The sequence below is a fragment of the Postechiella marina genome (assembly GCF_039538365.1).
Classification (GTDB): domain Bacteria; phylum Bacteroidota; class Bacteroidia; order Flavobacteriales; family Flavobacteriaceae; genus Postechiella; species Postechiella marina.
Genome location: NZ_BAABCA010000006.1, coordinates 218,375 through 243,033, shown reverse-complemented (window position 1 = coordinate 243,033; position 24,659 = coordinate 218,375). Strand labels below are relative to the sequence as shown.

Genomic DNA, 24,659 nt, shown 5'->3' with positions numbered 1-24,659 from the left:
TATTTATGTTTTTATAAACTAGCAAGTACTAGAGTATTACTTTAATTTTTTGATAATAAATCTATAACTAAGCCCAAAGCTACTGCAAGAAAATAAAAGGTTAGCATACCTATAAAATAAGCTAAAAACCCTTTTAAATAATTGATTTTTTTGTTTTTATCGAAAAACTGCCCAATGGCCCAAGAAATATATATAACGCCTATAATGCCTCCAAAATGTAAAATTTTAAGGTGCGTAACAGTTTCTAAAAGTCCAAATATGGTATAAATAAGCATGGCTATGCCTACAGCAAAACACAGTAAAATAGTAATTTCGAAAAAGTTGTAATGGTGCTTTTTAAAGAAGAGTTTAATCCAAAGCGCTATAAAGATGGACATTAAAATATTTGCGTAGCCATAGTTTTTCTGAATCCATTTGTAAATGGTTGTAACTGTAGAGTCTCCAAAGCCTCCAGCGTTAACATAGCCATCTTCAAATTTTAAAAACTGTTGTGCTAGCGTATAAATTAAAGAGCATACAATTAAAAATATTATAGGTTTTACAAGTCTTTTTCTATCGTTATGAATAAATTTTTGGACGCTATCTCCGGGTCTTGTAAGTAATTCTTTTATAGTGTAAAAAATGCCTTTGTTAAAGTTTAGCACACTAACTATCTCTGATATAATATACGAGGCATCAATTTTAGGAAGCACTCTAGGAGTTCCGCATTGAGCGCAAAACGGACCTGTTAATGCAGTATTACATCCTTTGCATTTTTTAGAAATACTGTCTTCATTCATGTCTGTAAAGGTTATTATTTGCTATAAATTTTAATATAGCTCAGATCGGGTTGAGATATTAAAAGTATTTGAATTACATATGCTGTTTTTCTGTTAAGTTACAGACTATAAATTTATTAAAATCATTTCGTTTAAGCGACTAAACCTTATTTTTTATATCCACTATTTGCAATAGGCTTAGGATGATTGCTTAAATAAAAAAATCACAGTAATAATAAAATATACTACTGTGATTTTTGAAATAACATTTTTTTGTTAAAAGGCTGAATTATAGATTAGGATAATTATCTACATCAAAGAATCCAGTAATGTCTTTTAATCTATTGTCTTCAACTAATGCAAAACTGGTTCCATCATCAACAACTTCATTCTTTTCGTTTAGCATATCCCATTTTATTAGATATCTATCGTGATGAGAAAGTATTTTTGTTGGAACAAATGTTGTTCCAGGAAATTGCTCTTGAAACTGAGCTATATAATCAGATATCTGGGTAAGGCCTTTGGCTTGATAAAGCGGATCTGTATATTTAAAATCATCGGCTATAAATTTCTGTAACTCTTGTTCTCTTTCCGCGTTATTAGTTATGGTCCAACTTTCACACCAGTTATTCCATATTTTTTTAAAATCTTCCATTTTATTCTAATTTTATTTTAAAATTCTTGTATCGTAGGACGAATTACGAGTTCGTTAATATCTACATCTGCAGGTTGTTCAATAGCGTAAGTAACAGCTTTTGCAATGGAAATTGCAGGAATGGCATCTTTGTAAACTTGCTGTATAAATTGCGAAGTGCCCTCATCTGAGCTTCCTAATTGTAGTTCAGAATCTATTAAACCCGGTGAAAGAATTGTGGTTCTAATATCTTTACCAACCTCTTGCCTTAATCCTTCACTTATGGCACGCACTGCATATTTAGTTCCGCTATACACTGCTCCGCCTGGGCTTACTTTTAATCCCGCAACAGATGCTAAATTGATAAAGTGACCCGATTTTTGTTTTTCAAATTCTGGCAAGGCTGCAGCAATACCGTATAACACACCTTTTATGTTAACATCAATCATACTGTCCCATTCGTTAACTTTTAAAGCACTTAATGGTGCCAAAGGCATAATACCGGCATTATTGACCATAACATCAATTTTGCCAAAACTGTCAATGGCTTTTTTTACCAAAGCTTTTACATCATCGGCACTGGTAACATCTGTTCTTAAAATTTCAACAGCACCTCCATTTTCTTTAATTTCGGTAGCCACTTTTTCTAATTTTTCTACTCTACGAGCACCTAATACTACTTTTGCTCCTTTTTCTGCCAAATAATGCGCTGTAGCTTCTCCTAATCCGCTACTTCCACCTGTAATGACTACTACTTTGTCTGCTATATTATTGGTCATTTTATTTAATTTTTGTTTCTAATAAGTACTCTAATTTGTAATTGCTTAAAGACTCATCTTGTATAGACTGCGTTAGTTCATTAACCTTGTCTGCGCCAAATGGCAATCCAACGGTTGTACGTGTTGGTCTTGTGCCTTGAGACATTTCTGCCAGTTTTAAATAAGCGTCGGCAACTATACTAGGCTGTGGAATATCTTCTGACTGCATTAACTCACCAAATCCTTCAACCATAGTGCCAAGAATCTTCTGTAATTCTGGGTTCTCCGCTACAATTTCTGTTCTAGCTTCTGGAACAAATGAATTTCCTAAATTAGTAGCAAATGGTCCTGGTTCAACTAAAATAGATTCTACTCCAGTAGGTGCCAATTCATATTTTAAACTTTGTGTATACGCTTCTACTGCTGCTTTAGATGCACTATAAGTTGCTGCAAACGGAGCAGGTACTCTACCATAGGCAGATGTTGTATTAATTATTAACCCTTTTCCTGCTTTACGCATAGTTGGTAATACTGCTTGTGAGGTTCTAATAATACCATAATAGTTTATATTCATTAAGTCATCTGCTTGGGCTACACTAAACGCTTCTGCAATTCCTAAATGCATAATACCAGCGTTGTTTATTAAAACATCTATGGAACCTTCTTCTTTAATTATGCTGTCCATTGCTTTTGTAACGGAGTCATCATTAGCAACATCCATAGCTACAACCTTAACGTTTGAAGAATAATTTTCCAGTTCTTGTTTCTTTTCAGAATTGCTTCCGTTAGGATTTCTCATTGTGGCATATACCTTATAACCGTTGTCTGCAAATAGTTTTGCTGAAAGGTATCCAAATCCGTTACTGCTTCCTGTGATAATTACATTTTTCATTTTTATTTGTTTTATATATTATTTATTACTTTTAAAACGCAAGCAAAAATATATACATTACTTTTATTATGCAAGTAAAAATTAAATTAATTTCATTTTGCAAGTAAAAAAATAAAAATTGTACCTTTGTAATCAATTATAAATACGTTAGATATAATGGAACATAAATTTAGATGTAATTGCCCTATAACCGTTGCGCTTGATGTTATTGGCGATAAATGGGCTTTGGTTATTGTTAAACAAATGCTGACTGAAGGAAAAAAAACGTTTAAAGATTTTATTGAGAGTGAAGAAGCTATTGCTACTAACATATTATCATCAAGATTAAAAATGCTTGAAGAGTTTAAGATTATCACAAAAGATAAACTGCCAGATAATAAGAAAACCAATATTTATACATTAACCGAAAAGGGTGTAGACCTAATGCCAATAATAGCAGAATTATCTCTTTGGAGCGATAAACACATTAGAGAGTTTTATCCCGAATTATATTCTGGTGAAACGCTTCAAATTATAAAAAACAATAAAGAAGGTTTTATTAATAAAAAAATTGAAGACTATAAGTTAGAAAATTGGAAATAGCTTGAAGTTAATTATTTGCTATAAATTTTGAAATTTTTATATAGAGCAGATCGTGTATACATGTGTCTCAATCCAATTCTACCAGTAGTAATGGAATCAATTTTAGAAATATCCCAAGAAAACAGTTCTTCCTGATCTTTACTTTTCATTTTAAAGAACAGATGCCTTTTAGTTTTTATAACGGTTATGTGGTATTTCTGTCCCGTTTTAAAATACCCAAGCTCATCGTACGATGGCGTAATTCTGGTTGCATTAAAATTATTGTTACTAGGTTTAGGATACCTTCTCGCTCTAACATAATACGTACTATCTCCTATATTATTAAACGCTGCATAGCTAATATGCAGTAAATTCATGTTTTCAAAATAAGTTTTCATAGTAGGAATTTTTCGAGATTTTTCCCATGTAGATATGTCAGGAGCAAACCCCTTCTCGCTATTTCCAGTTGCTTGAATGTATAAAATATTTACCCAGCGTATGGCATGGTCTGTGCGCGTATAATCGTATTTAATCTTAATATCTCCGTTAAATGACGCTTTTGTCCAGATTACAGCATGGTGCGCATCGTTTTTTGCTTCGGGTCCTGCTTTAAAATGCATGCCTTTTTTTGTGTTTTCTACGCTGGCAATTAAACCGTCTAAAGTCCAATGTTTTGTCCAGTCGGTAGTACATTTATCTTTAAAAACAAGCTGCCATTCTTTAGCGCTGTTAGCTTGTAAAAAAGCATCCGGTTGACTAAATACATTTAATGTCCATAATAGTAATATCAGGATTAAAATAGATTCTTGTTTTTTAAAATAAAAAAGGTGCAATTGGCTTATGTTTAGTAACTTGTTAGTACATGTGGGGGCTATTTCTAATTTCTTCTGCTTAATATTTTGTTTTCGTTTTGTGAAAATAGATTCTCATAATACCTAATTTTAGCTACAACTTCTATAAACGTTGATGCTTGTGTCATTTTTCTATACAGAAAGGCGTCATATAAATTTTACTTAAACCGTTTTTACTTTCTTCGGTATATTTTTTAAAATCTAATATGCTTTTAAATTTTTTTGGTTTAATATCTTGCCTTTTACTTGTAAAATACAAGATTTGGTTTTTCTCGTCATAGAAAGGGCAGTATTCCATAAATTTAGTATTAATAGGTACGCCTATGTTTTTTGATTTGCCCCAGGTTCCGTCTAATTCTTTTTTTGAAATATATAAATCGCCACTTCCTTGTCCATCTTCCGTATTGTACTTGGTATACAGTATAAAGTCTTCTTTCTTGGAAACAAAGGCATTAAACTCATAACCAGCACTATTAATATTTTTATTTAAAAGAACAGGAGCTAAATATTTTCCATCCTCCCATTTACAAAAATAAATATCATCTTTTCCAAAACCATTTGGAGCGTCCTTTGTAAAATATAGATTATTGTTATCGCTAATAGTTGGATAAAATTCGTCTGACTCTGAGTTAATTGTTTTTCCTATATTCTTGGGTTCAGACCATTTACCTTTTTTACTATCTCTATCAACATACCAAATGTCAAAATCCTTTTTTTCAGCAAAAGAATCATTTAAAGGCCTGTTGGAAGCAAAAAACAACCGTTTTTCATGCATCGATAAAAAAGGTTCTAAATACATAAACGAATCACAAAAGGGCAATAGCTCAGGCTCTAACCATGTATTATCTTCTTTCTTAATAGTGGCTAATTGAGAAATTTTACCATTCGGGCTTTGTATAGTAAAAAAGGCTTCATTTCCATCAGCCGAAATACAAAAATCTCGAACATTATTAAATTGATTTAGTATGTTGTTAAATTGAATAATATCATTTTCGTTCTGAGCCCATAAAAGCTTCGAAATTAAAACTAGCAATATTAGTAGTACGTTTTTTTTCATAATTATATGGCTAATTTTTTTGTTTTAATAACCATATTTATCTTTCCAGCGTTGTTTTAAAAAATCGCGGTGTGCATTTTCTCTAGCGTTATTACCAGGTTCGTAAAACTTGGTGTTTTTAATGTCGTCAGGTAAAAATTCTTGAGGCGCAAAATTGTTGTTATAATTGTGCGCGTATTTGTAATTATCGCCATAACCAAGCTCTTTCATTAATTTGGTAGGCGCATTTCTAATTTCTAACGGTACAGGTAAATCGCCGGTTTGTTTAACCAATTGTTGCGCTTGGCCAATAGCCAAATAAGCTGCATTACTTTTTGGCGAGCAGGCCAAGTAAGTAGCGCATTGACTTAATATAATTCTAGACTCCGGAAAACCAATAGTACTCACTGCCTGAAACGCATTATTAGCAATAACCAATGCAGTAGGGTTGGCGTTACCAATATCTTCGCTAGCCAAAATTAAAAGTCTGCGGGCAATAAACTTAACATCTTCACCACCTTCAACCATTCTAGCAAGCCAGTATACTGCAGCATTGGGGTCGCTACCACGAATAGATTTTATAAAAGCCGAAATAATATCGTAATGTTGCTCGCCAGTTTTATCGTATCGTACCGTGTTATTTTGCACCTTTTGCAGCACAGCCTCGTTAGTAATAACCACAGTATCATCGTTATACGAATTTACAATAAGCTCAAAAATATTAAGCAATTTTCTACCATCTCCGCCAGATAATCTAAGTAGTGCACTAGTTTCTTTAAGTGTAATTTTTTTTGCAGCCATATGCTCGTCAGTAGCAATGGCACGATTTAAAAGTGTCTCTAAGTCCTTTTTCTCAAAAGCATTTAAAATATATACTTGGCAACGCGATAAAAGGGCAGGTATAACCTCAAAGCTAGGGTTTTCTGTAGTAGCGCCAATAAGCGTAATCCACCCTTTTTCTACAGCCTGTAATAAAGAATCTTGTTGCGATTTACTAAACCTATGTATTTCGTCAATAAATAAAATAGGGTTTTTAGTAGTAAACAAACCGCCACTCTGTTTAGCCTTATCAATAACATCTCTAATATCTTTAACACCAGAGTTTATGGCACTAAGCGTGTAAAAAGGTCTGCCAGATTCGTTAGCAATAATATTAGCCAATGTTGTTTTACCTGTTCCTGGAGGTCCCCAAAAGAGCATCGACGGTATTAAACCTTGTTTTAAATGTTGCGTTAATACACCATTAGCCCCAACCAAATGGGCTTGACTTACATAATCATCTAACGTTTTTGGTCTTAAACGTTCCGCTAAAGGTTCATTCACATTCATAGTGTAAAAATACTTTAAATTTTTATTTTGGGCGTGCCCCCGAAGAAAAATCGGGGTCGCGCTTTCGCTACTCAATCTTTTTGTTTAGAAAAAAAAACAAAAAGGATTTCAAACAAATAGCTCAATCGCTCACGCGAGCCTATCTGCCAATTTAGCACCAAACATAAAGTTGGTTAACTATTTGCTATCTTTAGTTAACTATGATAAAGCAAACCGAACCATTTAAATTTACAACAGGAGTAATTGCCTACCCACTATTTTTTGTTTTAACATTGTGGCTTGTCTTTTGGTTCGAAATAAGATTTGGATTTAATTTTAGTAACTATGGCGTTTACCCGCAAAATTTAAAAGGATTGCGTGGCGTAATATTTAGTCCATTTATACATGGCGATATAGAGCATTTGTACCACAACAGTATACCATTACTCGTGTTGTGTACAGCCTTGTTTTACTTTTACAGACCCGTAGCCTGGAAAGTTATTTTATACGGTATCTTACTTTCTGGCTTTTTAACATGGTGCATAGGTAGGCCATCTTATCATATTGGAGCTAGCGGACTTATTTATGTTTTAGTGAGTTTTACATTTTTTAAAGGTGTTTTTGCTAAATATTATCGCCTAATAGCCTTATCCTTATTAGTGGTTTTTCTTTATGGCAGCATGATTTGGTATACTATGCCAATAAAAGAAGGCATTTCTTGGGAAGGCCATTTATCTGGCTTAATAACCGGTTTAGTATTTGCCATGCTCTTTAAAAAACAAATAGCACAACCTAAAAAGTATGTTTGGGAACAAGATAATTTTAACGAAGAAGACGATGTGTTTTTACAACACTTCGACGAAAACGGTAACTTTATAGAAACCGAAGTAGAACCAATAGATATTGATGAAATACCACCACCAGTGGTTAAATATTTTTTAAAAGTAAAACCTAAAGAAGACGAGAACTTTACTGCAAAGGGTTAAAAGCTAGCGTCTCTGTCTTACAGCTTCGTATAAAAAAGCACCACAAGCCACAGATACGTTTAACGATTCTATTTCGCCAAGCAATGGTAATTTAGCTTTAGCATCAACCACCTTTAATGTCGAGGGGTTAATACCTCTACCTTCGCTACCCATAATAATGGCACAAGGTTCTGTAAACGAAACATCGTAAAGGGTGTCGTTTGTTTTTTCTGTTGCAGCAATAACTTTAATGCCAGAAGCCTGCATAAAAAATACAGCATCTTTAATATGGTCTACTTTACACAACGGAATTTTAAAAACAGCACCAGCACTCGTTTTAATAGTATCTCCATTTACAGGAGCACCGCCTTTTTTCTGTACAATAATACCATCTACACCAGTACACTCGGCAGTTCTAATTATAGCGCCAAAATTTCTAACATCGCTTAATTGGTCTAAAAGCAAAAACATAGGTGTTTTACCAGACTCCATAACACTGTTAACCAAAGTTTCCATGTCGTGAAAAGCAATAGGCGATATTTGTGCCACTGCACCTTGATGGTTTTTATTGGTTAACCGATTTAGTTTCTCTACAGGAACATAAGATTTGTTAACCGATTTTTTATTTAATAAAGATTCTAGCTCGCTAAAAAGGTCTCCGCTTAATCCCTTTTGAAGAAATACTTTATCAATAGTTTCGCTAGAATTTATGGCTTCTATTATCGCTCTAATTCCAAAAATTTGTGTCTGTTCTTGCATGCTACAAATGTATAAAAACAATATTATAATAAGATTGTTTTTAAACTGCTATTGGTAAAGTTTTTAATTGAAACATATGGTGTATTATAATGGGTTAATACTTTTTAGTAATTAGAAAAAAGAAACACTATGTGTTTATTGTAAATTAAAGGTATTAAGTAAGTATTTAAACGTTTGCAAAATAACTGCTAATACCACTTAAAATACTTTGTACAGCGTAAGATGCCAATATTAATCCCATAATTTTACTAATAACCGTAATGCCATAGCTACCAATTCTTTTTTGTAAATGACCTGCTGTTAAAAGTATTAAACAAGTTAAGCCAATAACAAAAAGCACAAGCGCTGTTGTTATGGTTTGTTGTTGTATGGTGTAAATATGGTTGTCTGTTAGTAAAACTACTGCCATAATTGCACCAGGTGAAGCAATAGAAGGTATTGCAATTGGGAAAATGGTAACGTGTTTATAATCTGTTATTTTATTTTTTTCTTGTTCTGGTTTACCATCGCCAAATATCATGGTTAGCGCAAATAAAAACAGTATAACACCGCCCGAAATTTGAAAAGCATCAAGAGAAACTGCCATGCCTTCTAAAATTAACTGGCCAATTACAATAAAAAACAAAAGAATAAAAAAGGCTATTATCGATGCGCGAATTGCGACTTTCTTTTTATGGTGTGCATCAAACTCTTTGGTGGCTTCCAAATAAACAGGAATGGTTCCTATAGGATCGATTACAGCAAAAATAAAAAATATTGAAGTTAAAATTTCTGCCATATTTATTTAATACGTTTGGCATGTGTTGTAAACGATAAACCTTGTTGGCCCATAGTAGAATTCATTACACCTTCAAACAACGGTTCAGAGCAGTTTAGAGGCGTTTTCCATTCAAAAATAAAATTAGATCCTGTACCACCAGAAATATCAATTTCATCTATAATAATTTCCGCAGTTTCCATAGGAGCTAAAAAAACAGGTTTATCAAAATATTTTCTAATAGATTTGCCATGTGTGTCGTAATAATCGGCTCTTAGTACATAAATAGTATCTGTTTCGCTAGTATTTCTTAAGCTAATCATAGCAGTTAAATTATGTGTTTTATGTTCCGAAATGCTATAAATTTGAGAATAAACCGATAGGTAAGATTTCCCGTGTTCAAGCGTATCTGTTTCGCTAATAACTGCAGTGCGTTTAGACCAGTTTTCTGGATGCATCGGACTTATTTTTTCTTTGTCGTTACAAGCCCAAATTAAAACTAATAAAAAGAATATAAAAAAGTGTGTTGTCTTCATTTAATTAAGGTTTTTGGTTGCTATATTAACATATAAAAAGGGAAAATATCCTTTTAGATAAAGACCTTCCGATGGTTAAACGAAATTATCGTTTTTTTCTGTCAAAGTCAAACTTAAAACTACAAAACCCCAGACAAGCCTGAGGTTTTTATAAAAGTCTATAGGTTTAATTTAATTAAAAGAAGCCCATTGGTTTTTTATCGTAAGAGATTAACATGTTTTTTACAACACGGTAATGATCTAAAGCCATTTTATGGTTTTCACGACCAAAGCCAGATTCTTTAACACCACCAAAAGGAGCGTGAGCAGGATAGGTGTTGTATTGGTTTACCCAAACTCTACCTGCTTGTATGGCACGTGGTACTTGGTATAACTCGTGAGCATCACGAGACCAAACACCAGCACCTAAACCGTAAGGTGTGTCGTTTGCAATAGCAATAGCTTCTTCAGTAGTTTTAAAGGTTGTTAAGGCTACTACTGGTCCAAAAATCTCTTCTTGGAAAACACGCATTTTGTTATCACCTTTTAAAACAGTTGGTTGTACGTAGTAACCATCGGCTAATTCGCCTTCATAATTACCAGCTTCACCACCAGCTAAAACAGCAGCACCTTCTTCAATACCAATTTTAATATAGTTTAATATTTTTTCATATTGTGCTTTAGATACCTGAGAACCAATCATTGTTTCTGGATCTAATGGGTTTCCTGGTTTTACTAATTTTAAACGTTCTTGCATTTTTTCAACAAAACGATCTGCAATGTCTTCGTGTACTAAAATACGAGATGGAGACGTGCAAATTTCTCCTTGATTTAAAGCAAACATTAATGCGCCTTCTACTGCTTTACTAAAGAATTCATCATCTTGATCTGCTACAGATGGGAAGAAAATGTTAGGCGATTTTCCACCTAACTCCATAGTTACAGGAATAATATTTTCTGCTGCATTATGTAATACCGTACGTCCAGTTTCTGTAGAACCTGTAAACGATAATTTAGCAATTCGGTTTGATGTTGCTAATGCTGCACCAGCTTCTTTACCAAAACCAGTTACAATATTTAATACACCTGCTGGTAAAATATCACCAATTAGTTCCATTAATGCCATAACACTTGTAGGTGTTTGTTCTGCTGGTTTTACAACCGCTGTACAACCTGCTGCTAAAGCTGGAGCAATTTTCCATGCTAACATTAACATTGGGAAGTTCCATGGGATAATTTCACCAACTACACCAACTGGTTCGTGTAATACAATACTAACGGTGTCTTTATCGTGTTCTGAAATACTACCTTCATCTGCACGAATAACTCCTGCAAAATAACGGAAGTGATCGATACAGTAGGGAATATCTGCAGCGCGTGCTTCACGAATTGGCTTACCATTATCTATTGTTTCTAAGGTTGCTAGATACTCTAAGTTATCTTCCATAACCTGAGCAATTTTTAATAACGCATTGCTACGCTCTGTTGCAGATGAGTTGCTCCATGCAGGAAATGCTTCGTGAGCTGCATCTAATGCAAGATTTATATCTTCTTGTGTTGATCTTGCTGCTTGTGTAAATACTTTTCCATCTACAGGAGATCTGTTTTCAAAATATTGTCCTTTAATTGGGGCAACAAATTTACCTCCAATAAAGTTTCCGTATTTTTCTTTAAATTCGGGTTTTGCTACATTTGCCATATTACTGTGTTTTAATTTTTTAAAATGATGCTTGAAAAACCAAGCGTTTGTAATGATGATGCAAATGTATAATGGAAGCAAAGCTTCTTATTTATTGAAAAGGCTCAATAACTTATGAAAAAAGTTCAAATTGTGTTTTTATTAGTTAGGTAAATATTAAAACTTAATCATAAGTATTGGTAATTAGTGTTTTAGGAATGTTTAGTGATTTTTAAATTTCTGTTGGACTAATTCCGAACTTGTTTTTAAAGGCCACACTAAAGTTAGATAGGTTGTTATAACCTACATCTAAATAGATATCAGACGCTTTTAAATCGCCTCCTTGTAAAAGTTCTTTAGCCTTTTGTAGGCGTTTGTCTTTTAGCCATTTTCCTGGAGCTTCCTTATATTCTGCAGTAAAATGTCTTTTAAATGTAGACAAGCTCATGTTGCATAAAAAGGCAATTTCTTCTAATTTTAAATTAGAATGCACATGATCTTCTACTATATTTTTAAAAGGTGATACTTCTTTAGAAATTAAAGCGTGTAAGTAATGTTCAAACTCACTACCATATTTGTCTAGTAAATACAGTAATATTTCTTCAAATTTAAGCGATAACATAGCATCGCAATAGGTGCTGTTTTCAAACGTTTTAGATGAAAGAGAGCTTATAAAAGACGCAATATAATCATCGTTTTCAATAACAAAATAAGGCACTTTTTCTTGGTAAGGCTTAACGTCTTTAGTGTACTTACTTAAAAAATCGGTTAGCTTTTTTTCTGAAAAAAAGAAGAGTTTACAATAGTAAATTGCTTCGGTATCTAATAATTCTGTCCAAAGCCAATTTCCTTTTTTTAATAGTAACGACTGTTCGCTATTAACAGCTTTAGAGGTGTTTGCAAAATGGACTTGCTTTTTTCCTACTTGCAGGAAGCTAAACATATTCATGCTTAAATTCACTTTGCTTTTAACGACATCGTTTGTCATTTTAAAATCGTACACAAATATGTCTTTGTTTTCACTTGGAGTGTCAAAGTAAATTTCTGGAATGTTTTCTATAGCCATTTTAATTGCGTTTTGTTTTATTTAAAATGGACTAAAATCAAAATAAAAAATTGGATAATAATCTACACTTTATTACCATGTAAAATTATCCAATTTATTTAAAGCGTTCTAAAATTTTAATCATTTTTAGTAAAATAGCCTTCGTTAGATACTGCTGCATTGCTAACGGTAATACTTGCAGTTTTAAACCAAACTTCGGTAAAATTACCATCAGCATATTGTTTGGTAATATCTCCATTATGGGTTTCGGCACCAGAACACCAATTTTTATTAACCTTAGGCGATTTTCCGTTAGTTTGGTTATATGCACCAAGTTTAAAAAAGCAACCTTCGCCAGCATAAGCAGTTTCGCGTTCAACCCCATCTTGGCCAATAGGTACAAATAGTTTTTGTGTTTGCTCTGGTATATCTGCCTTTGTTGTGTACTCAGACTGTATTAAGTTTTTTGTAAATGTTTTTGTTTCGTGTGCATCACTTGTAAAAGTTAAATGCATTATACCATCTTTAACTTCAATTAAATAACTAAATTCTTCTCCCAACGCAATGCCTTCTTTTGGTTCTTCTGGGAATGTATTGGCTTTACTACCAACTACCGAAAAGTCGTCTCCCCAGACAGCAGTAGAGAAATCCCAACGTCCAGAATTATTGTTTCCAGCAGTGTTAATTTCGTAATGCCAAAATACAGAACCTTTACTGTGACCAGGATATTTTTTGTAGAAAATTTTTAAAGGTTCGTTTTCATGTTTATCTGCGCTATGTATTTGCCCAACCACAACTGCATGCGATGCTGCTACACGAGCATCACCTGTAGCAGATACTTGCATTACTTTTAAGGTTGCAGATAATTTATCGTTAGCTGTTTTTGGATACCATTTTTTTATTTGGGCCAATTCGGTTCTAGTGTTGTTAGACGTTCCGTGTGTATCACCGCCATTTGGTGTTTTAAACACAACCCAATCTACTTTGCCATCGTTTGTGGTATAGAAAAAATCTTTATTTTCATAATTATTAGCAATACCTACATTAGATCCATCACCTAAAATTAATTTCCAGTCATCAAAAAACGGAATTATAGCATTGGCGTACTTTGTTTTTATGCTGTCTTTTACATTTGGTATTATGTTTATACTTGAAGATTTTACGTCTTTTTTACAACTGTTTAGCAAAATAAGACTTAAGCCGAATATTAAGTTGCGTTGTTTTTTTATGTTTATCATTTAGTTTTTTTTAATTACAATGAATATGATTTTATAATCTAACTAAGGTAATAAAAATTGGTGTACCAATTTAAAATTCCTATTAATTCTTTTTTGCAGTCTTGAAAAAAGTGATTTTATTTAAGATTGTAGGGTATAAAAAAAAAGCCTCAAACAAATGTGTGCTTGAGGTTTTATTTTTCATAATAAGTCAATTTTGTGTCAACTTATTTTAGGACGGGACATTTAAAACAAAAAAGGCTATCTAGTAAATAGATAGCCTTTTATATAATGCATATAGAATTTTTGTTATTCTCCTAAAAACGGATATCTATAATCTATTGGAGTAACAAATGTTTCTTTAATCATTCTTGGAGATACCCAACGTAATAAGTTTTGTGCACTACCAGCTTTATCGTTAGTTCCAGACGCTCTTGCACCTCCAAAAGGTTGTTGTCCTACAACTGCGCCTGTTGGTTTATCGTTAATGTAAAAGTTACCAGCACAGTTTTGTAAAGCTTCGGTAGCCTGTGTTACTGCATAACGGTCTTTGGCTAAAATAGCTCCTGTTAAAGCATAGTCACTTGTTTCGTCTACAAGTTTTAATGTTTCTGCATAGGCGTCATCTTCGTACACATAAATAGTAATTACCGGGCCAAAAAGCTCCGTAGACATGGTTGTGTATTTAGGATTTTCTGTAACAATAACAGTAGGCTCTATAAAGTAGCCTTTGCTTTTATCGTAGTTTCCACCAACAATAATGTTAGCATCGCTATCGTTTTTAGCACCATCAATGTATTTTGCTAATTTATCGAAAGACCCTTCGTGAATTACTGCTGTAATAAAGTTATTCATATCTTCTGGAGATCCCATTTTAAAAGATTTTACATCTTCTATAACAAAGGTTTTAACCTCTTCCCAGATAGATTTTGAAATGTAAGCTCTTGATGCTGCACTACATTTTTGACCTTGAAATTCGAAAGCACCACGAACAATGGCAGTAGCTACTTGTTTAGGGTTGGCTGTTTTATGCGCAACAATAAAATCTTTTCCTCCTGTTTCTCCAACAATTTTTGGGTAAGTTTTATAGTTGTGTATATTGTTTCCAATTTGTTTCCAAAGTTCTTTAAAAATAAATGTAGAACCAGTAAAGTGTAAACCAGAGAAATCTGGGCTAGCCATTACCGTATTTGTAATCATTACTGGATCTCCAAAAACGACATTTATAACACCTGCAGGAACTCCAGCCTCTTCAAATACATCCATAATTACTTTTGCAGAATATACTTGGCTATCACTTGGTTTCCATATTACAACATTACCCATTAATGCCATACAAGCAGGAAGGTTACCAGCAATAGCAGTAAAGTTAAATGGTGTAACAGCATAAGTAAAACCTTCTAGCGGTCTGTACTCTATACGGTTCCAGGCATCGCTTGTACTTTCTGGTTGCTCCATGTAAATGTCTGTCATAAACTGTACATTAAAACGTAAGAAATCTATAAGCTCGCAAGCGGCATCAATTTCTGCTTGGTGTATGGTTTTAGATTGTGCAATCATTGTTGCTGCGTTTATTTTTGCTCTATACGGACCAGCAATAAGTTCAGCTGCTTTTAAAAAGATACCTGCACGTTGTTCCCATGGCATTTGGCTCCATATTTTTCTAGCTTCTAGCGCAGTAGCAATAGCGTCTTCTACGTGATTTTGTTCTGCTAAATGATATGTTCCTACTATATGTTGATGATCGTGTGGAGGCGACATTGTTCTTGTGTTACCAGTTTTAATATGCTTACCATTAATATAAAGCGGTACATCTACTTTGCTATTAAACATATTTTTATATGTTTCTAAAACAGCATCGCGTTCTGGCGATCCTGGAGCATAAGATTTAACCGGTTCGTTAACAGCTATTGGTACATTAAAAAAGCCTTTTCCCATGTTTTTTGATTTTTTGTTATTGATTTTTCAGTAATTCGTTTACAAAATTACGAATATTTTAACGGGTTATATCAATTTGTACTTCTAAAAGGGTGTTAAAATTTATTAATTTTTTTGTAAGTTGCTACTTTGTTTTTAGACAAATTTGTTTATGTGTACAGTAACAATTATTCCGAAAGGAAAAAATGACTTTATTTTAACTTCTAATAGGGACGAGGCTCCCGATAGGCTGTCGTTAACCCCAGATTTTTATAAGGTTGATGGTGTCGATGTGCTTTTTCCTAAAGATGAACTTTCTGGAGGGACATGGGTTGGGGTTAGCGAAAAAAATCGAGTGGTTTGTTTGCTTAATGGCGGATTCACAATTCATAATAGAGCATTAAATTACCGATTAAGTAGAGGTGTGGTTGTTAAACATTTTATGGTTGCTAAAAATATTTTCGATGCTTTATCTACTTATAATTTAGAAGGCATAGAACCTTTTACTATGGTAATAGCAGACTGGAATACCTCTTTACTATTTTTTGAGTTGGTTTGGGATGGGCAAGAAAGACATGTAACTCAGCTACCAAACGTACCTAAAATATGGTCGTCTTCTACATTATATTCTAAAACCATGGCAAGTGAGCGTTTATCTTGGTTTAATGCTTTTAAAACAGAAAACGAATTAGAGGCCAGTGCTATATTAAATTTTCATAAAACAGCAGGAAAAATACATAAAGACTATGGTGTGATTATGGATCGTGGATTTGTAAAAACGACAAGTATAACACAAATTACTAAAGTTAACCATGTTGTAAATATGCGTTTTGAAAGCTTAAATAATAACACTGTAACCCAAACCGAATTTAAACAGCCACATGTTGTAAATGAGTAGTACGGGCATTATTTTAACACTGGCATATCCAGATACTATAGTAATGGTGTCCAAAGAATGGTTTTCCCCATTTTTAAAATTTCTTGGGGTAGGTAAAAAGAATTATTTAAGGGCTGGACACGCTGCTTTAGTACTTATTAATAAAGAGACGGGTGTTTTAGAATATCATGATTTTGGTCGTTATATAACTTCTGAGCCTAATGGTAGGGTTAGAGGTAGAGATACAGATAACGAATTACACTTTCCTTTAAAAGCTAAGATTAAAGACGATGTTATTACAAATTTACATGCCATTTTAGAGTTTTTGGCAACACACCCTAAATTAACACATGGCGACGGTAAATTAGTAGCATCGGTTTGTAATGCGGTAGATTATAATAAAGCAAGAACGCATATTACTAAAATGCAAAACAAGCATTTTATTAGATATGCTGCTTTTATTAAAAACGCTTGCAATTGTGCGCGTTTTGTTACAGATGCCTTAATTGCATCGGTTACAGATACTGATATGAAAAAGCGTTTGAGAAACTCTAAATGGTTTACACCGAGTACGGTAGGTAATGTTTTGTTAGCTGATACTGAAAATTATCCTTTTAATGTTAGTGCCTTAGGAGATGTTACGAGATTTGAAGGGTCTCAGAAAAGTGAAAATTTGCGTTGTTTTCTAGATCGTTTAAAAGATCATAAAGTTAATCTTGTTGGTACATTGCATCCGCGTAATGTTGAAGGCTTACATGACAATGCCCAATGGTTATCTGGTATTGCTGCTGGTGCTTGGTTTGAGCTGCACAGAACAGAACATAATAATGTATACCGGTTTAGGCGTATTTCTCCTTATGGAAATATAGATATTGATGCTTTTTTTAAATGTAAGGATAGTCGTTTTAATTACAATTTAGGCTATCAATTCGTGCATTATTCTAATTGCAAATTTTTTCAAGTAAAACAGGGAGCAACTGTTTTTAAGTTTGAAAAGAAAGTTTAATGTATTTTAGTACGAGCCAATTTTTTTGATATAATTGAGTAGGTTATTTTTTTACTGTCTTATATTTAATAACTCAGTTTCTAAGATTGATTTAGTTTAAAAATCTGCAAGGTATAATTTGTTTTTGGTATTGTGGTAACTACAACACCTTTATCGTTATTACAGCTAAACAATACTAAAAGAATTAAGTTTAATAAAATTAAATACTTTAATATTATTAAAGCGTATTGCTATACTTTTTATGTATATGTAAAGTTATAACTTAGGTGGGTCTATGCTTTAATTTTACATGTTGTAAAAGGTTTAAAATATGTAAAATTACGTGTTTTGTATATTTAACCGTTTATTAATTACAATACCGTTTTTAATAATGTTAGAGGATTAATTTATAGCAAAAGGTGCACTTAATTTAAAAGTAGGAATGTCTACATTAAATTTTTGTGTTGTGCTAAAGTTTACCATGCTATAATAGCCTGTCATGGCTCCAAAAGGAGAGGTTAGCAAACAACCAGAAGTATATGTATGCGATTCGCCAGGTTTTAATACAGGCTTAAGCCCAATAACACCGTCTCCATCTACAATTTCTACATTGTTTAAAGCGTCCATAATTTCCCAATGGCGTGCGTTAAGCTGCACAGAGTCTTTACTTTGGTTCTCTATGGTTACGGTATAGCCAAAAGCAAATTGAATTTTATAATTTTTATAAAAAGAGCCTTCGAAATGAGTTTCTACCGATATTTTTATGCCTTGTGTTATTTGTTGTACCATGTTAACTGTTGATATACAGTGTCTTTTACCTTGCAAAAATACTAATTATATAGCGGTATTGCTTAGTTTTTAACGTGTTTAATTTTATTTTTAACGAAATTATGTTGTTTTAATTGCTGATATTTATAGAACTCCCTTCGCCTAAGCCTATTATTTTATCGTATCGCGCTCCCAAATCTGTATAGTATACTAACACTTTGTAATTGTTTTCGGTTTGATAAAAATTACCACTAATTGTGCCTTCGTCAATGCTATTATCTTTGTTTACAATTACGTATTTGTAGTTGTAAAAGCCTTGCTTTAATAAAATGGGACAGGAGTATATGTTGTTTTCTGGATCGAAAGTTAGCTTGGTGCTTTCGTTTATCTCGTAGTTATTAAAGTTACCATAAACATGTATGTCTTTACCTTCGAAAATTTCTTCGGGTAATAAAGAGAAAAATACCCAAACATAATCAGACTCAATACTAGGGTTATCTGCATCTACATGTGTAATAAGGTAATTACCGTTAATATCAGGGTTGTATGTATATGGTTTTTCTGCTCTTCTATAATTTGTAAAAAGGTAATTGTAGTAAATGTCTTGTAAATCTGTAGTGCGAACGCCAGTGTTTGCTGCTCGTACATCTTTGTTTTCGAAAAATAAATATTCGTTACCTCCCCAAAAACTTGTTTCGGAATCGTATTTGTAAATTAATTCGTTGCCAATTGTGTAAAGCGGTTTTAAGTTTTTTATAGCTGTGTTTAAATTGTTGTTTTGTACAATTAAAACTTTTACAGTTTGTTTTGGGTTGTTAAATTGGATGCCATTAGGCACAATATTAATGTCTACACGTTGTTTTGTGTTTATATGTGCAATACTTCGAGAGCGTTTTATGCTAACACCAACAGCAGTTTTGTTTTCGTAAATCATAAATTTTCTTGAAAATGCTAGTTCATCATCGCTATTGTAAATACTTATCATGTAATTACCAGAAACTTTAAGAGCTTTTGTAAATTGATTAGGGATGCTAAGTCTATAATGCGAATATATTTGGTAGGTGTTAAAAGAGTTTTCGTAATTACGAATACGCTGATTATCGAAACCATCTAAAAATTCAGATTTCATCAAAGCAGACGGTGTCCAATCGTAATTATAATGCTCTATTTTATAATAGTAATCTTCTTCTTCACCATTTAAGGCATCAAATTCTAAGACCAAATATTCGCCTAGTTTTAAAACGGGTAGTTGACTTTCTGGAGTGTTACTTTTAAAGCCAATAGTTTTTATGTAATCAGGAGGAGCAACTTCTTGTACTTGGGCCAAAAGTGAATTGCTAATGGATAAAAGTAAGAGATATTTTATTAATTTAAATGGCATTTTACGGGGTGTTTTTTTGTAAATATAAACAAATTTTATGCCTAAAATGTAAGCCTAGAAGTAAACTATTAAGAGATATAAATGTGCTGTTAGATTAAATAGGGAGGGTTTTATTATTTAGAATAAATATAAATAAGTAAAGAGCCTTTTTAATTGAATGCACATTTAGGTATTAATTTGTATTTTTGCCCCGATTTTTAGACAACTAATTTCAATAAAAAAAATATGTCAAACGACATTCGCATTAAAAAAGGTCTAGACATTAAACTTAAAGGTGCAGCCGATAAAACATCGGAACAAGCTATTATTAGCAACTTTTATGCTTTAAGACCTGAAGATTTCCACAGCGTTATCCCTAAATTAATATCTAAAGTTGGAACAAAGGTAAAAGCGGGCGAGCCTGTTTTTTACGATAAGTCTAACGAAAATGTAAAATTTGTTTCTCCAGTTTCTGGTGAAATTATAGAGATTGCTCGTGGTGAAAAACGTAAAATATTATCTGTAAAAATTCAAGCAGATAAGCAACAAACTTACATTGAGCATGGCGCTTTTAATTTAGATTCTGCAAAGCCAGAAGCTGTTAAAGCACATTTGTTAAATGCTGGTTGTTGGCCATTCGTAAAGCAACGTCCATACGATGTTATTGCAAATCCGGAGAAATCGCCAAAAGCGATTTTTATTTCAGGGTATGCATCAGCACCGCTTGCTGCCGATTTAGATTTTACCCTTGCAGGTAAAGAGGCAGAGTTACAAGCTGCGGTTACAGCGTTGGGTAAACTTACAGAGGGTGCAGTGCATGTATCGGTAGGTAAATCCTCTAATTCGCCACTAGCAGGATTATCTGGTGTTACTCTGCATACTGTTTCTGGTCCGCATCCGTCAGGTAATGTGGGTACACTAATTAATAAAGTCGATCCAGTAAATAAAGGTGAGGTCGTTTGGACAGTAAATGCTCAAGACTTAGTTATTATTGGAGAACTTTTATTAACAGGAAAGTTTAATGCAGAGCGTATTGTAGCACTAGTAGGGTCTTCTGTCGAAAAACCCAGATACTTTGTAACTAAATTAGGTGCAGAAGTTGCAACTATGATTTACGATAAAGGTGTTGCTAAAGATGCAAATGCTAGAATTATCTCTGGAAATGTATTAAGTGGAAAGCAAATTAAGCCAGACGGTTATTTAGATTATTACAGTAACGTAATTTCTATTATTCCAGAAGGTGACGATTATGAACTTTTTGGATGGAATAAGCCTGTGTTTAATAAAGTATCTACATCTAGAGCTTTAACATTTTCTTGGTTAAACCCGAAGAAAGAATACGACTTAAATACAAATACAAACGGAGAGCATCGTGCCTTTGTTACTACTGGTAATTATGAAGAAGTATTTCCGTTGGATATCTTTCCAATGCAAATATTAAAAGCTTGTATGTATAAAGATTTAGACGAAATGGAAGCTTTAGGAATGTACGAAGTTGCACCTGAAGATTTTGCTTTAACAGAATTTATTTGTGTGTCTAAACAACCGCATCAAGATATTATTAGAAAAGGTTTAGATGTAATGCTTAAAGAGATAGGGTAATGAGTTTAAAAAGTAATTTACACAATTTAAAAGAAAAATATAAAGGAACGAAAATGGCTCCTGCGTTTAACGCAATCCATACGTTTTTATATTTGCCAAATGAGACCACACATAACGGTACTCATATCAAGGCTGCCGATGATTTAAAGCGTACCATGAATACTGTTATAATGGCCATGGTACCATGTTTAATTTTTGGTATGTTTAACGCAGGTTACCAACATAATGTAGCGTTTGGAAATATAAGCGCATTATCTGGAGAAGGATTTTTTAGTGCTTCTTTCTGGACGTTAGATAACTTTGGAATTGGTTTCTGGAAAATCATTCCTTTAGTAATTGTATCTTATGTTGTTGGTTTAGCTATAGAAATTTTATTTGCTATAATTAAAAAACACGAAGTAGAAGAAGGGTACTTAGTAACAGGTATGTTAGTGCCTCTTATAGTGCCTATAGATATTCCTTTATGGATGCTAGCTGTAGCAGTTGCTTTTGGTGTTGTAATTGGTAAAGAAGTATTTGGTGGTACAGGTATGAATATCTTAAACCCAGCACTAACTATTAGAGCCTTTTTATTCTTCGCATATCCAACTTGGATGTCTGGAGATAAAGTATGGGTTGAAGGTGCTGTAGAACAAGATCAACTTATTGCTGCAGGTCAAAATCTAGATGCAATATCTGGCGAAACCGTTTTAGGTAGTTTAGCACAAGGTAAAGCTGCAGGTTACGAAATTATGGATATGTTCTTAGGTTTTATACCAGGATCTGTAGGAGAAACATCAACCTTATTAATATTATTAGCTGGTTTATTTTTAATCTTCGCTAAAATAGGAAGCTGGAGAATCATGTTATCTTCTGTAATAGGAGCATTAGTAATGGGGTTAATTTTTAATGCAGTTGTAGATTCTGGATGGATTACAGAAACTAGCAAGTTTTACGGATTAATGAATACCACATTCTGGCATCATTTATTAATTGGAGGTTTTGCTTTTGGTACCGTATTTATGGCTACCGACCCTGTAACAGCTTCTCAAACTAATAAAGGAAAATGGATTTACGGATTCTTAATAGGATTTCTTTCTATAATGATTCGTGTATTTAATCCAGCGTATCCAGAAGGTGTTATGCTAGCTATTCTATTAATGAATGTGTTTGCACCAACTATCGATCATTACGTTGTACAAGGTAACGTAAAACAAAGAATGAAACGTCTAAAAGCAAAAACAGCCTAACGATGGAAAATAGAACAGATAAAAATTCATATACAATTCTATTTGCTATAGGTATGGTGCTTATTGTAGGTGCATTATTAGCATTTGCAGCATCATCTTTAAAACCAAATATTGATGAGAATAAACGTCTAGAAAAGCAACAAAATATTTTGTATGCTATGGGCGTAAACGAAAATGAAGAAGGTAGCGCAAACTTTGTATCTACTGCCGATGCACCTGAATTATTTGCTAAATACATAAAAAAGCAATTAGTAATTCAAGGTGATAAGGTTACAGAAAACAATGAAGCTTACTTAATAGATGTAAAAAAAGAGCAATCTAGTGCTAAAGCAGGAAACGAAAGAAGGTTACCTTTATTTGTTGGAGAAAAAGATGGTAAAACATTTTACATTGCTCCAATAAGAGGTAAAGGACTTTGGGATGCTATTTGGGCATACGTAGCTATGGATAAAGACATGGTTGTACAAGGTGCTTACTTTGATCATAAAGGAGAAACTCCAGGATTAGGTGCTAACATTAAACAACGTTTTTTTATGGACGATTTTATTGGAGAGCACTTAAAGTCTAACGGAAAGTTTAAAGGTATTGATGTTGCTAAAGGTAATGCAGACCCAAAAAACATAGATAAAACAGATAACGAAGTAGATGCTATTGCAGGTGCAACAATTACCGGAAACGGAGTCGCAGCTATGATTAAAAGCGATTTAAAGCTTTACGTATCTTATTTTGAAAATTTAAAATAATAAGGAATGGGACTATTATCAAAAAAAGACGGAAAGTTAATTACAGATCCATTAGCAGATAACAACCCTATTACTATTCAAGTATTAGGTATTTGTTCTGCATTAGCAATTACAGCAGAGTTAAAGGCTTCTATAGTAATGGCTGTTTCGGTATTATTTGTATTAGGTATAGGAAATGTTGTTATCTCATTAATGAGAAATATTATTCCTTCAAAAATTAGAATTATTGTTCAATTAGTAGTTGTAGCTGCTTTAGTAATTATAGTAGATCAAGTACTAAAAGCCTTTGCTTACGAGTTAAGTAAAACACTTTCTGTATTTGTTGGATTAATTATTACAAACTGTATTATTATGGGACGTTTTGAAGCTTTCGCTTTAGGTAACGGGCCATGGAGATCTTTCCTAGATGGTATTGGTAATGCAGCTGGTTACGGTTTAATACTTATTATAGTAGGTTTTTTTAGAGAACTTTTAGGTTCTGGTACTTTACTAGGATTTAAAGTTTTAGGAGACCCTATCGAAAAAACGGGATTATATTCTATAGGATACGAAAACAACGGTTTTATGTTGTTATCTCCAATGGCATTAATAGTGGTAGGAATCATTATTTGGGTTCAACGTAGTAGAAATACAGCATTAATAGAAGATTAAAATTAGTTATTAGTTTATAGTTATTGGTTAATAATTTTTTGCCAATGACAAATAACCATCAACTAAAAACAAAAATATATGGAACATTTAGAATTATTTTTCAAATCGATATTTATAGATAACATGGTATTTGCCACGTTCTTAGGGATGTGTTCTTACCTTGCTGTGTCTAAAAAAGTATCAACAGCAGTTGGTCTTGGAGCTGCCGTGATTTTTGTATTAGCAATTACGGTACCTTTAAACTGGTTGTTAGATCAGTATCTTTTACAACCAGGCGCACTAGTTTGGTTAGGAGCAGAATATGCCGATTACGATTTAAGTTTCTTATCGTTTATCATGTTTATTGCAACTATTGCAACCATGGTACAATTGGTAGAAATTGTGGTAGAGAAGTTTTCTCCATCATTATATAACTCATTAGGTATCTTTTTACCACTTATTGCTGTAAACTGTGCTATTTTAGGAGGTTCATTATTTATGCAATCTCGTGAAATTCCAACTTTAGGTTTATCGGCTGTTTATGGTATAGGTTCTGGTATAGGATGGTTTTTAGCAATTCTTGCAATAGCAGCTATTCGCGAAAAGATTAGATACTCTAACGTGCCACCTGCATTAAGAGGTTTAGGAATTACTTTTATTATTACCGGTTTAATGGCCATTGGTTTTATGAGCTTTGGAGGTATGTTAACTGGAGGTGATGAAGAAGCTCCAAAGGAAGAAAAGACAGTAAAAGTTGATTCTACTGAAGATAAAGAAGAAGTGTTAGCTAACAATATTAAAGTAAATAAGTAAC

The 24,659-nt window shown here is 33.1% G+C and carries 25 protein-coding genes; 9 read left to right on the top strand and 16 right to left on the bottom strand.

Annotated features, from left to right (window positions below; genetic code table 11):
• Positions 1-41: 41 nt before the first annotated feature.
• The 4 genes from ABD715_RS14690 to ABD715_RS14675 all read right to left on the bottom strand — a co-directional run bounded on the left by ABD715_RS14690 (position 42) and on the right by ABD715_RS14675 (position 3,042).
• A complete protein-coding gene (locus ABD715_RS14690; protein WP_344789057.1) occupies positions 42-779 on the bottom strand; it encodes a DUF3667 domain-containing protein in 738 nt (245 codons plus the stop codon).
• 268 nt (positions 780-1,047) lie between these two features.
• On the bottom strand, positions 1,048-1,413 hold the full coding sequence (locus ABD715_RS14685; RefSeq protein WP_344789056.1) for a nuclear transport factor 2 family protein: 366 nt from the start codon (positions 1,411-1,413) through the stop codon (positions 1,048-1,050).
• A 17-nt stretch (positions 1,414-1,430) separates the two neighbouring features.
• Positions 1,431-2,171: an SDR family oxidoreductase gene (locus tag ABD715_RS14680; protein ID WP_344789055.1), complete on the bottom strand. Its 741-nt coding sequence runs from the start codon at positions 2,169-2,171 to the stop codon at positions 1,431-1,433.
• A gap of 1 nt (position 2,172) precedes the next feature.
• Positions 2,173-3,042, bottom strand: coding sequence for an SDR family oxidoreductase (locus ABD715_RS14675; RefSeq protein WP_344789054.1), 870 nt, complete (start codon positions 3,040-3,042; stop codon positions 2,173-2,175).
• 156 nt (positions 3,043-3,198) lie between these two features.
• Between ABD715_RS14675 and ABD715_RS14670 the strand changes: the two genes are divergently transcribed.
• Complete coding sequence (locus ABD715_RS14670; protein ID WP_344789053.1) at positions 3,199-3,624, top strand: winged helix-turn-helix transcriptional regulator; 426 nt, start codon at positions 3,199-3,201, stop codon at positions 3,622-3,624.
• A gap of 11 nt (positions 3,625-3,635) precedes the next feature.
• Here the strand turns inward: ABD715_RS14670 and ABD715_RS14665 are convergent, their stop codons facing one another.
• From ABD715_RS14665 to ABD715_RS14655, 3 genes are all read right to left on the bottom strand, one after another.
• Entirely contained in the window at positions 3,636-4,436 is an 801-nt protein-coding gene (locus ABD715_RS14665; protein ID WP_344789052.1) for a DUF1961 family protein, read from the bottom strand.
• Positions 4,437-4,578: 142 nt separating this feature from the next.
• Entirely contained in the window at positions 4,579-5,511 is a 933-nt protein-coding gene (locus ABD715_RS14660; RefSeq protein WP_344789051.1) for a hypothetical protein, read from the bottom strand.
• A gap of 24 nt (positions 5,512-5,535) precedes the next feature.
• Positions 5,536-6,813 (bottom strand): replication-associated recombination protein A, encoded by a 1,278-nt coding sequence (locus tag ABD715_RS14655; protein ID WP_344789214.1) that lies wholly within the window; start codon positions 6,811-6,813, stop codon positions 5,536-5,538.
• A gap of 209 nt (positions 6,814-7,022) precedes the next feature.
• On the opposite strand from ABD715_RS14655, the gene ABD715_RS14650 reads away from it, so the two are divergent.
• Positions 7,023-7,784 carry a rhomboid family intramembrane serine protease gene (locus ABD715_RS14650; RefSeq protein ID WP_344789213.1) on the top strand — a complete coding sequence of 254 codons (762 nt, stop codon included), beginning with the start codon at positions 7,023-7,025 and terminating at the stop codon, positions 7,782-7,784.
• A gap of 3 nt (positions 7,785-7,787) precedes the next feature.
• Here ABD715_RS14650 and rlmB read toward each other — a convergent pair whose 3' ends face one another.
• The 7 genes from rlmB to pruA all read right to left on the bottom strand — a co-directional run bounded on the left by rlmB (position 7,788) and on the right by pruA (position 15,672).
• The gene (gene rlmB, locus ABD715_RS14645) at positions 7,788-8,522 is read right to left on the bottom strand and encodes a 23S rRNA (guanosine(2251)-2'-O)-methyltransferase RlmB (RefSeq protein WP_344789050.1); all 735 of its coding nucleotides are present in this window, start codon (positions 8,520-8,522) and stop codon (positions 7,788-7,790) included.
• A 166-nt stretch (positions 8,523-8,688) separates the two neighbouring features.
• Positions 8,689-9,300 (bottom strand): MarC family protein, encoded by a 612-nt coding sequence (locus ABD715_RS14640; RefSeq protein ID WP_344789049.1) that lies wholly within the window; start codon positions 9,298-9,300, stop codon positions 8,689-8,691.
• A gap of 2 nt (positions 9,301-9,302) precedes the next feature.
• The gene (locus ABD715_RS14635; RefSeq protein WP_344789048.1) at positions 9,303-9,815 is read right to left on the bottom strand and encodes a DUF3124 domain-containing protein; all 513 of its coding nucleotides are present in this window, start codon (positions 9,813-9,815) and stop codon (positions 9,303-9,305) included.
• A gap of 175 nt (positions 9,816-9,990) precedes the next feature.
• Positions 9,991-11,493 (bottom strand): aldehyde dehydrogenase family protein, encoded by a 1,503-nt coding sequence (locus ABD715_RS14630; RefSeq protein WP_344789047.1) that lies wholly within the window; start codon positions 11,491-11,493, stop codon positions 9,991-9,993.
• Positions 11,494-11,704: 211 nt separating this feature from the next.
• Positions 11,705-12,538 carry a helix-turn-helix domain-containing protein gene (locus ABD715_RS14625; RefSeq protein WP_344789046.1) on the bottom strand — a complete coding sequence of 278 codons (834 nt, stop codon included), beginning with the start codon at positions 12,536-12,538 and terminating at the stop codon, positions 11,705-11,707.
• Positions 12,539-12,654: 116 nt separating this feature from the next.
• Positions 12,655-13,755 carry a polysaccharide lyase family 7 protein gene (locus ABD715_RS14620; RefSeq protein WP_344789045.1) on the bottom strand — a complete coding sequence of 367 codons (1,101 nt, stop codon included), beginning with the start codon at positions 13,753-13,755 and terminating at the stop codon, positions 12,655-12,657.
• 288 nt (positions 13,756-14,043) lie between these two features.
• Positions 14,044-15,672, bottom strand: coding sequence for an L-glutamate gamma-semialdehyde dehydrogenase (gene pruA, locus ABD715_RS14615; RefSeq protein ID WP_344789044.1), 1,629 nt, complete (start codon positions 15,670-15,672; stop codon positions 14,044-14,046).
• A gap of 151 nt (positions 15,673-15,823) precedes the next feature.
• Here pruA and ABD715_RS14610 point away from each other — a divergent pair, with 151 nt between their 5' ends.
• Complete coding sequence (locus ABD715_RS14610; protein ID WP_344789043.1) at positions 15,824-16,549, top strand: NRDE family protein; 726 nt, start codon at positions 15,824-15,826, stop codon at positions 16,547-16,549.
• Positions 16,542-17,534 carry a DUF6695 family protein gene (locus ABD715_RS14605; protein WP_344789042.1) on the top strand — a complete coding sequence of 331 codons (993 nt, stop codon included), beginning with the start codon at positions 16,542-16,544 and terminating at the stop codon, positions 17,532-17,534. Before ABD715_RS14610 ends, ABD715_RS14605 begins: the two co-directional genes overlap by 8 nt.
• Positions 17,535-17,915: 381 nt before the next feature.
• Here ABD715_RS14605 and apaG read toward each other — a convergent pair whose 3' ends face one another.
• Positions 17,916-18,302, bottom strand: a complete 387-nt coding sequence (gene apaG, locus ABD715_RS14600) for a Co2+/Mg2+ efflux protein ApaG (RefSeq protein ID WP_344789041.1) — start codon at positions 18,300-18,302, stop codon at positions 17,916-17,918.
• A gap of 109 nt (positions 18,303-18,411) precedes the next feature.
• Entirely contained in the window at positions 18,412-19,662 is a 1,251-nt protein-coding gene (locus ABD715_RS14595; RefSeq protein WP_344789040.1) for a type IX secretion system plug protein, read from the bottom strand.
• A gap of 225 nt (positions 19,663-19,887) precedes the next feature.
• Between ABD715_RS14595 and ABD715_RS14590 the strand changes: the two genes are divergently transcribed.
• The 5 genes from ABD715_RS14590 to nqrE all read left to right on the top strand — a co-directional run bounded on the left by ABD715_RS14590 (position 19,888) and on the right by nqrE (position 24,658).
• The gene (locus tag ABD715_RS14590) at positions 19,888-21,243 is read left to right on the top strand and encodes a Na(+)-translocating NADH-quinone reductase subunit A (RefSeq protein ID WP_344789038.1); all 1,356 of its coding nucleotides are present in this window, start codon (positions 19,888-19,890) and stop codon (positions 21,241-21,243) included.
• Positions 21,243-22,472 (top strand): NADH:ubiquinone reductase (Na(+)-transporting) subunit B, encoded by a 1,230-nt coding sequence (locus ABD715_RS14585; protein ID WP_344789036.1) that lies wholly within the window; start codon positions 21,243-21,245, stop codon positions 22,470-22,472. The genes ABD715_RS14590 and ABD715_RS14585 overlap by 1 nt, the downstream gene beginning before the upstream one ends.
• 2 nt (positions 22,473-22,474) lie before the next feature.
• The gene (locus tag ABD715_RS14580) at positions 22,475-23,215 is read left to right on the top strand and encodes a Na(+)-translocating NADH-quinone reductase subunit C (RefSeq protein WP_344789034.1); all 741 of its coding nucleotides are present in this window, start codon (positions 22,475-22,477) and stop codon (positions 23,213-23,215) included.
• A gap of 6 nt (positions 23,216-23,221) precedes the next feature.
• Positions 23,222-23,866 (top strand): NADH:ubiquinone reductase (Na(+)-transporting) subunit D, encoded by a 645-nt coding sequence (locus tag ABD715_RS14575; RefSeq protein WP_344789033.1) that lies wholly within the window; start codon positions 23,222-23,224, stop codon positions 23,864-23,866.
• A 78-nt stretch (positions 23,867-23,944) separates the two neighbouring features.
• Entirely contained in the window at positions 23,945-24,658 is a 714-nt protein-coding gene (gene nqrE / locus ABD715_RS14570; RefSeq protein ID WP_344789032.1) for an NADH:ubiquinone reductase (Na(+)-transporting) subunit E, read from the top strand.
• Position 24,659 lies beyond the last annotated feature (1 nt).

Bases quoted from the DNA above. Each gene is read 5' to 3' on its own strand.
- ABD715_RS14690 (WP_344789057.1), bottom strand. From the start codon at position 779: ATGAATGAAGACAGTATTTCTAAAAAATGCAAAGGATGTAATACTGCA.
- ABD715_RS14675 (WP_344789054.1), bottom strand. From the start codon at position 3,042: ATGAAAAATGTAATTATCACAGGAAGCAGTAACGGATTTGGATACCTT.
- ABD715_RS14660 (WP_344789051.1), bottom strand. From the start codon at position 5,511: ATGAAAAAAAACGTACTACTAATATTGCTAGTTTTAATTTCGAAGCTT.
- ABD715_RS14640 (WP_344789049.1), bottom strand. From the start codon at position 9,300: ATGGCAGAAATTTTAACTTCAATATTTTTTATTTTTGCTGTAATCGAT.
- pruA (WP_344789044.1), bottom strand. From the start codon at position 15,672: ATGGGAAAAGGCTTTTTTAATGTACCAATAGCTGTTAACGAACCGGTT.
- ABD715_RS14610 (WP_344789043.1), top strand. From the start codon at position 15,824: ATGTGTACAGTAACAATTATTCCGAAAGGAAAAAATGACTTTATTTTA.
- ABD715_RS14685 (WP_344789056.1), bottom strand. From the start codon at position 1,413: ATGGAAGATTTTAAAAAAATATGGAATAACTGGTGTGAAAGTTGGACC.
- ABD715_RS14630 (WP_344789047.1), bottom strand. From the start codon at position 11,493: ATGGCAAATGTAGCAAAACCCGAATTTAAAGAAAAATACGGAAACTTT.
- ABD715_RS14590 (WP_344789038.1), top strand. From the start codon at position 19,888: ATGTCAAACGACATTCGCATTAAAAAAGGTCTAGACATTAAACTTAAA.
- ABD715_RS14585 (WP_344789036.1), top strand. From the start codon at position 21,243: ATGAGTTTAAAAAGTAATTTACACAATTTAAAAGAAAAATATAAAGGA.
- ABD715_RS14635 (WP_344789048.1), bottom strand. From the start codon at position 9,815: ATGAAGACAACACACTTTTTTATATTCTTTTTATTAGTTTTAATTTGG.
- ABD715_RS14595 (WP_344789040.1), bottom strand. From the start codon at position 19,662: ATGCCATTTAAATTAATAAAATATCTCTTACTTTTATCCATTAGCAAT.
- ABD715_RS14620 (WP_344789045.1), bottom strand. From the start codon at position 13,755: ATGATAAACATAAAAAAACAACGCAACTTAATATTCGGCTTAAGTCTT.
- ABD715_RS14575 (WP_344789033.1), top strand. From the start codon at position 23,222: ATGGGACTATTATCAAAAAAAGACGGAAAGTTAATTACAGATCCATTA.
- ABD715_RS14680 (WP_344789055.1), bottom strand. From the start codon at position 2,171: ATGACCAATAATATAGCAGACAAAGTAGTAGTCATTACAGGTGGAAGT.
- apaG (WP_344789041.1), bottom strand. From the start codon at position 18,302: ATGGTACAACAAATAACACAAGGCATAAAAATATCGGTAGAAACTCAT.
- ABD715_RS14670 (WP_344789053.1), top strand. From the start codon at position 3,199: ATGGAACATAAATTTAGATGTAATTGCCCTATAACCGTTGCGCTTGAT.
- ABD715_RS14625 (WP_344789046.1), bottom strand. From the start codon at position 12,538: ATGGCTATAGAAAACATTCCAGAAATTTACTTTGACACTCCAAGTGAA.
- ABD715_RS14605 (WP_344789042.1), top strand. From the start codon at position 16,542: ATGAGTAGTACGGGCATTATTTTAACACTGGCATATCCAGATACTATA.
- ABD715_RS14580 (WP_344789034.1), top strand. From the start codon at position 22,475: ATGGAAAATAGAACAGATAAAAATTCATATACAATTCTATTTGCTATA.
- rlmB (WP_344789050.1), bottom strand. From the start codon at position 8,522: ATGCAAGAACAGACACAAATTTTTGGAATTAGAGCGATAATAGAAGCC.
- nqrE (WP_344789032.1), top strand. From the start codon at position 23,945: ATGGAACATTTAGAATTATTTTTCAAATCGATATTTATAGATAACATG.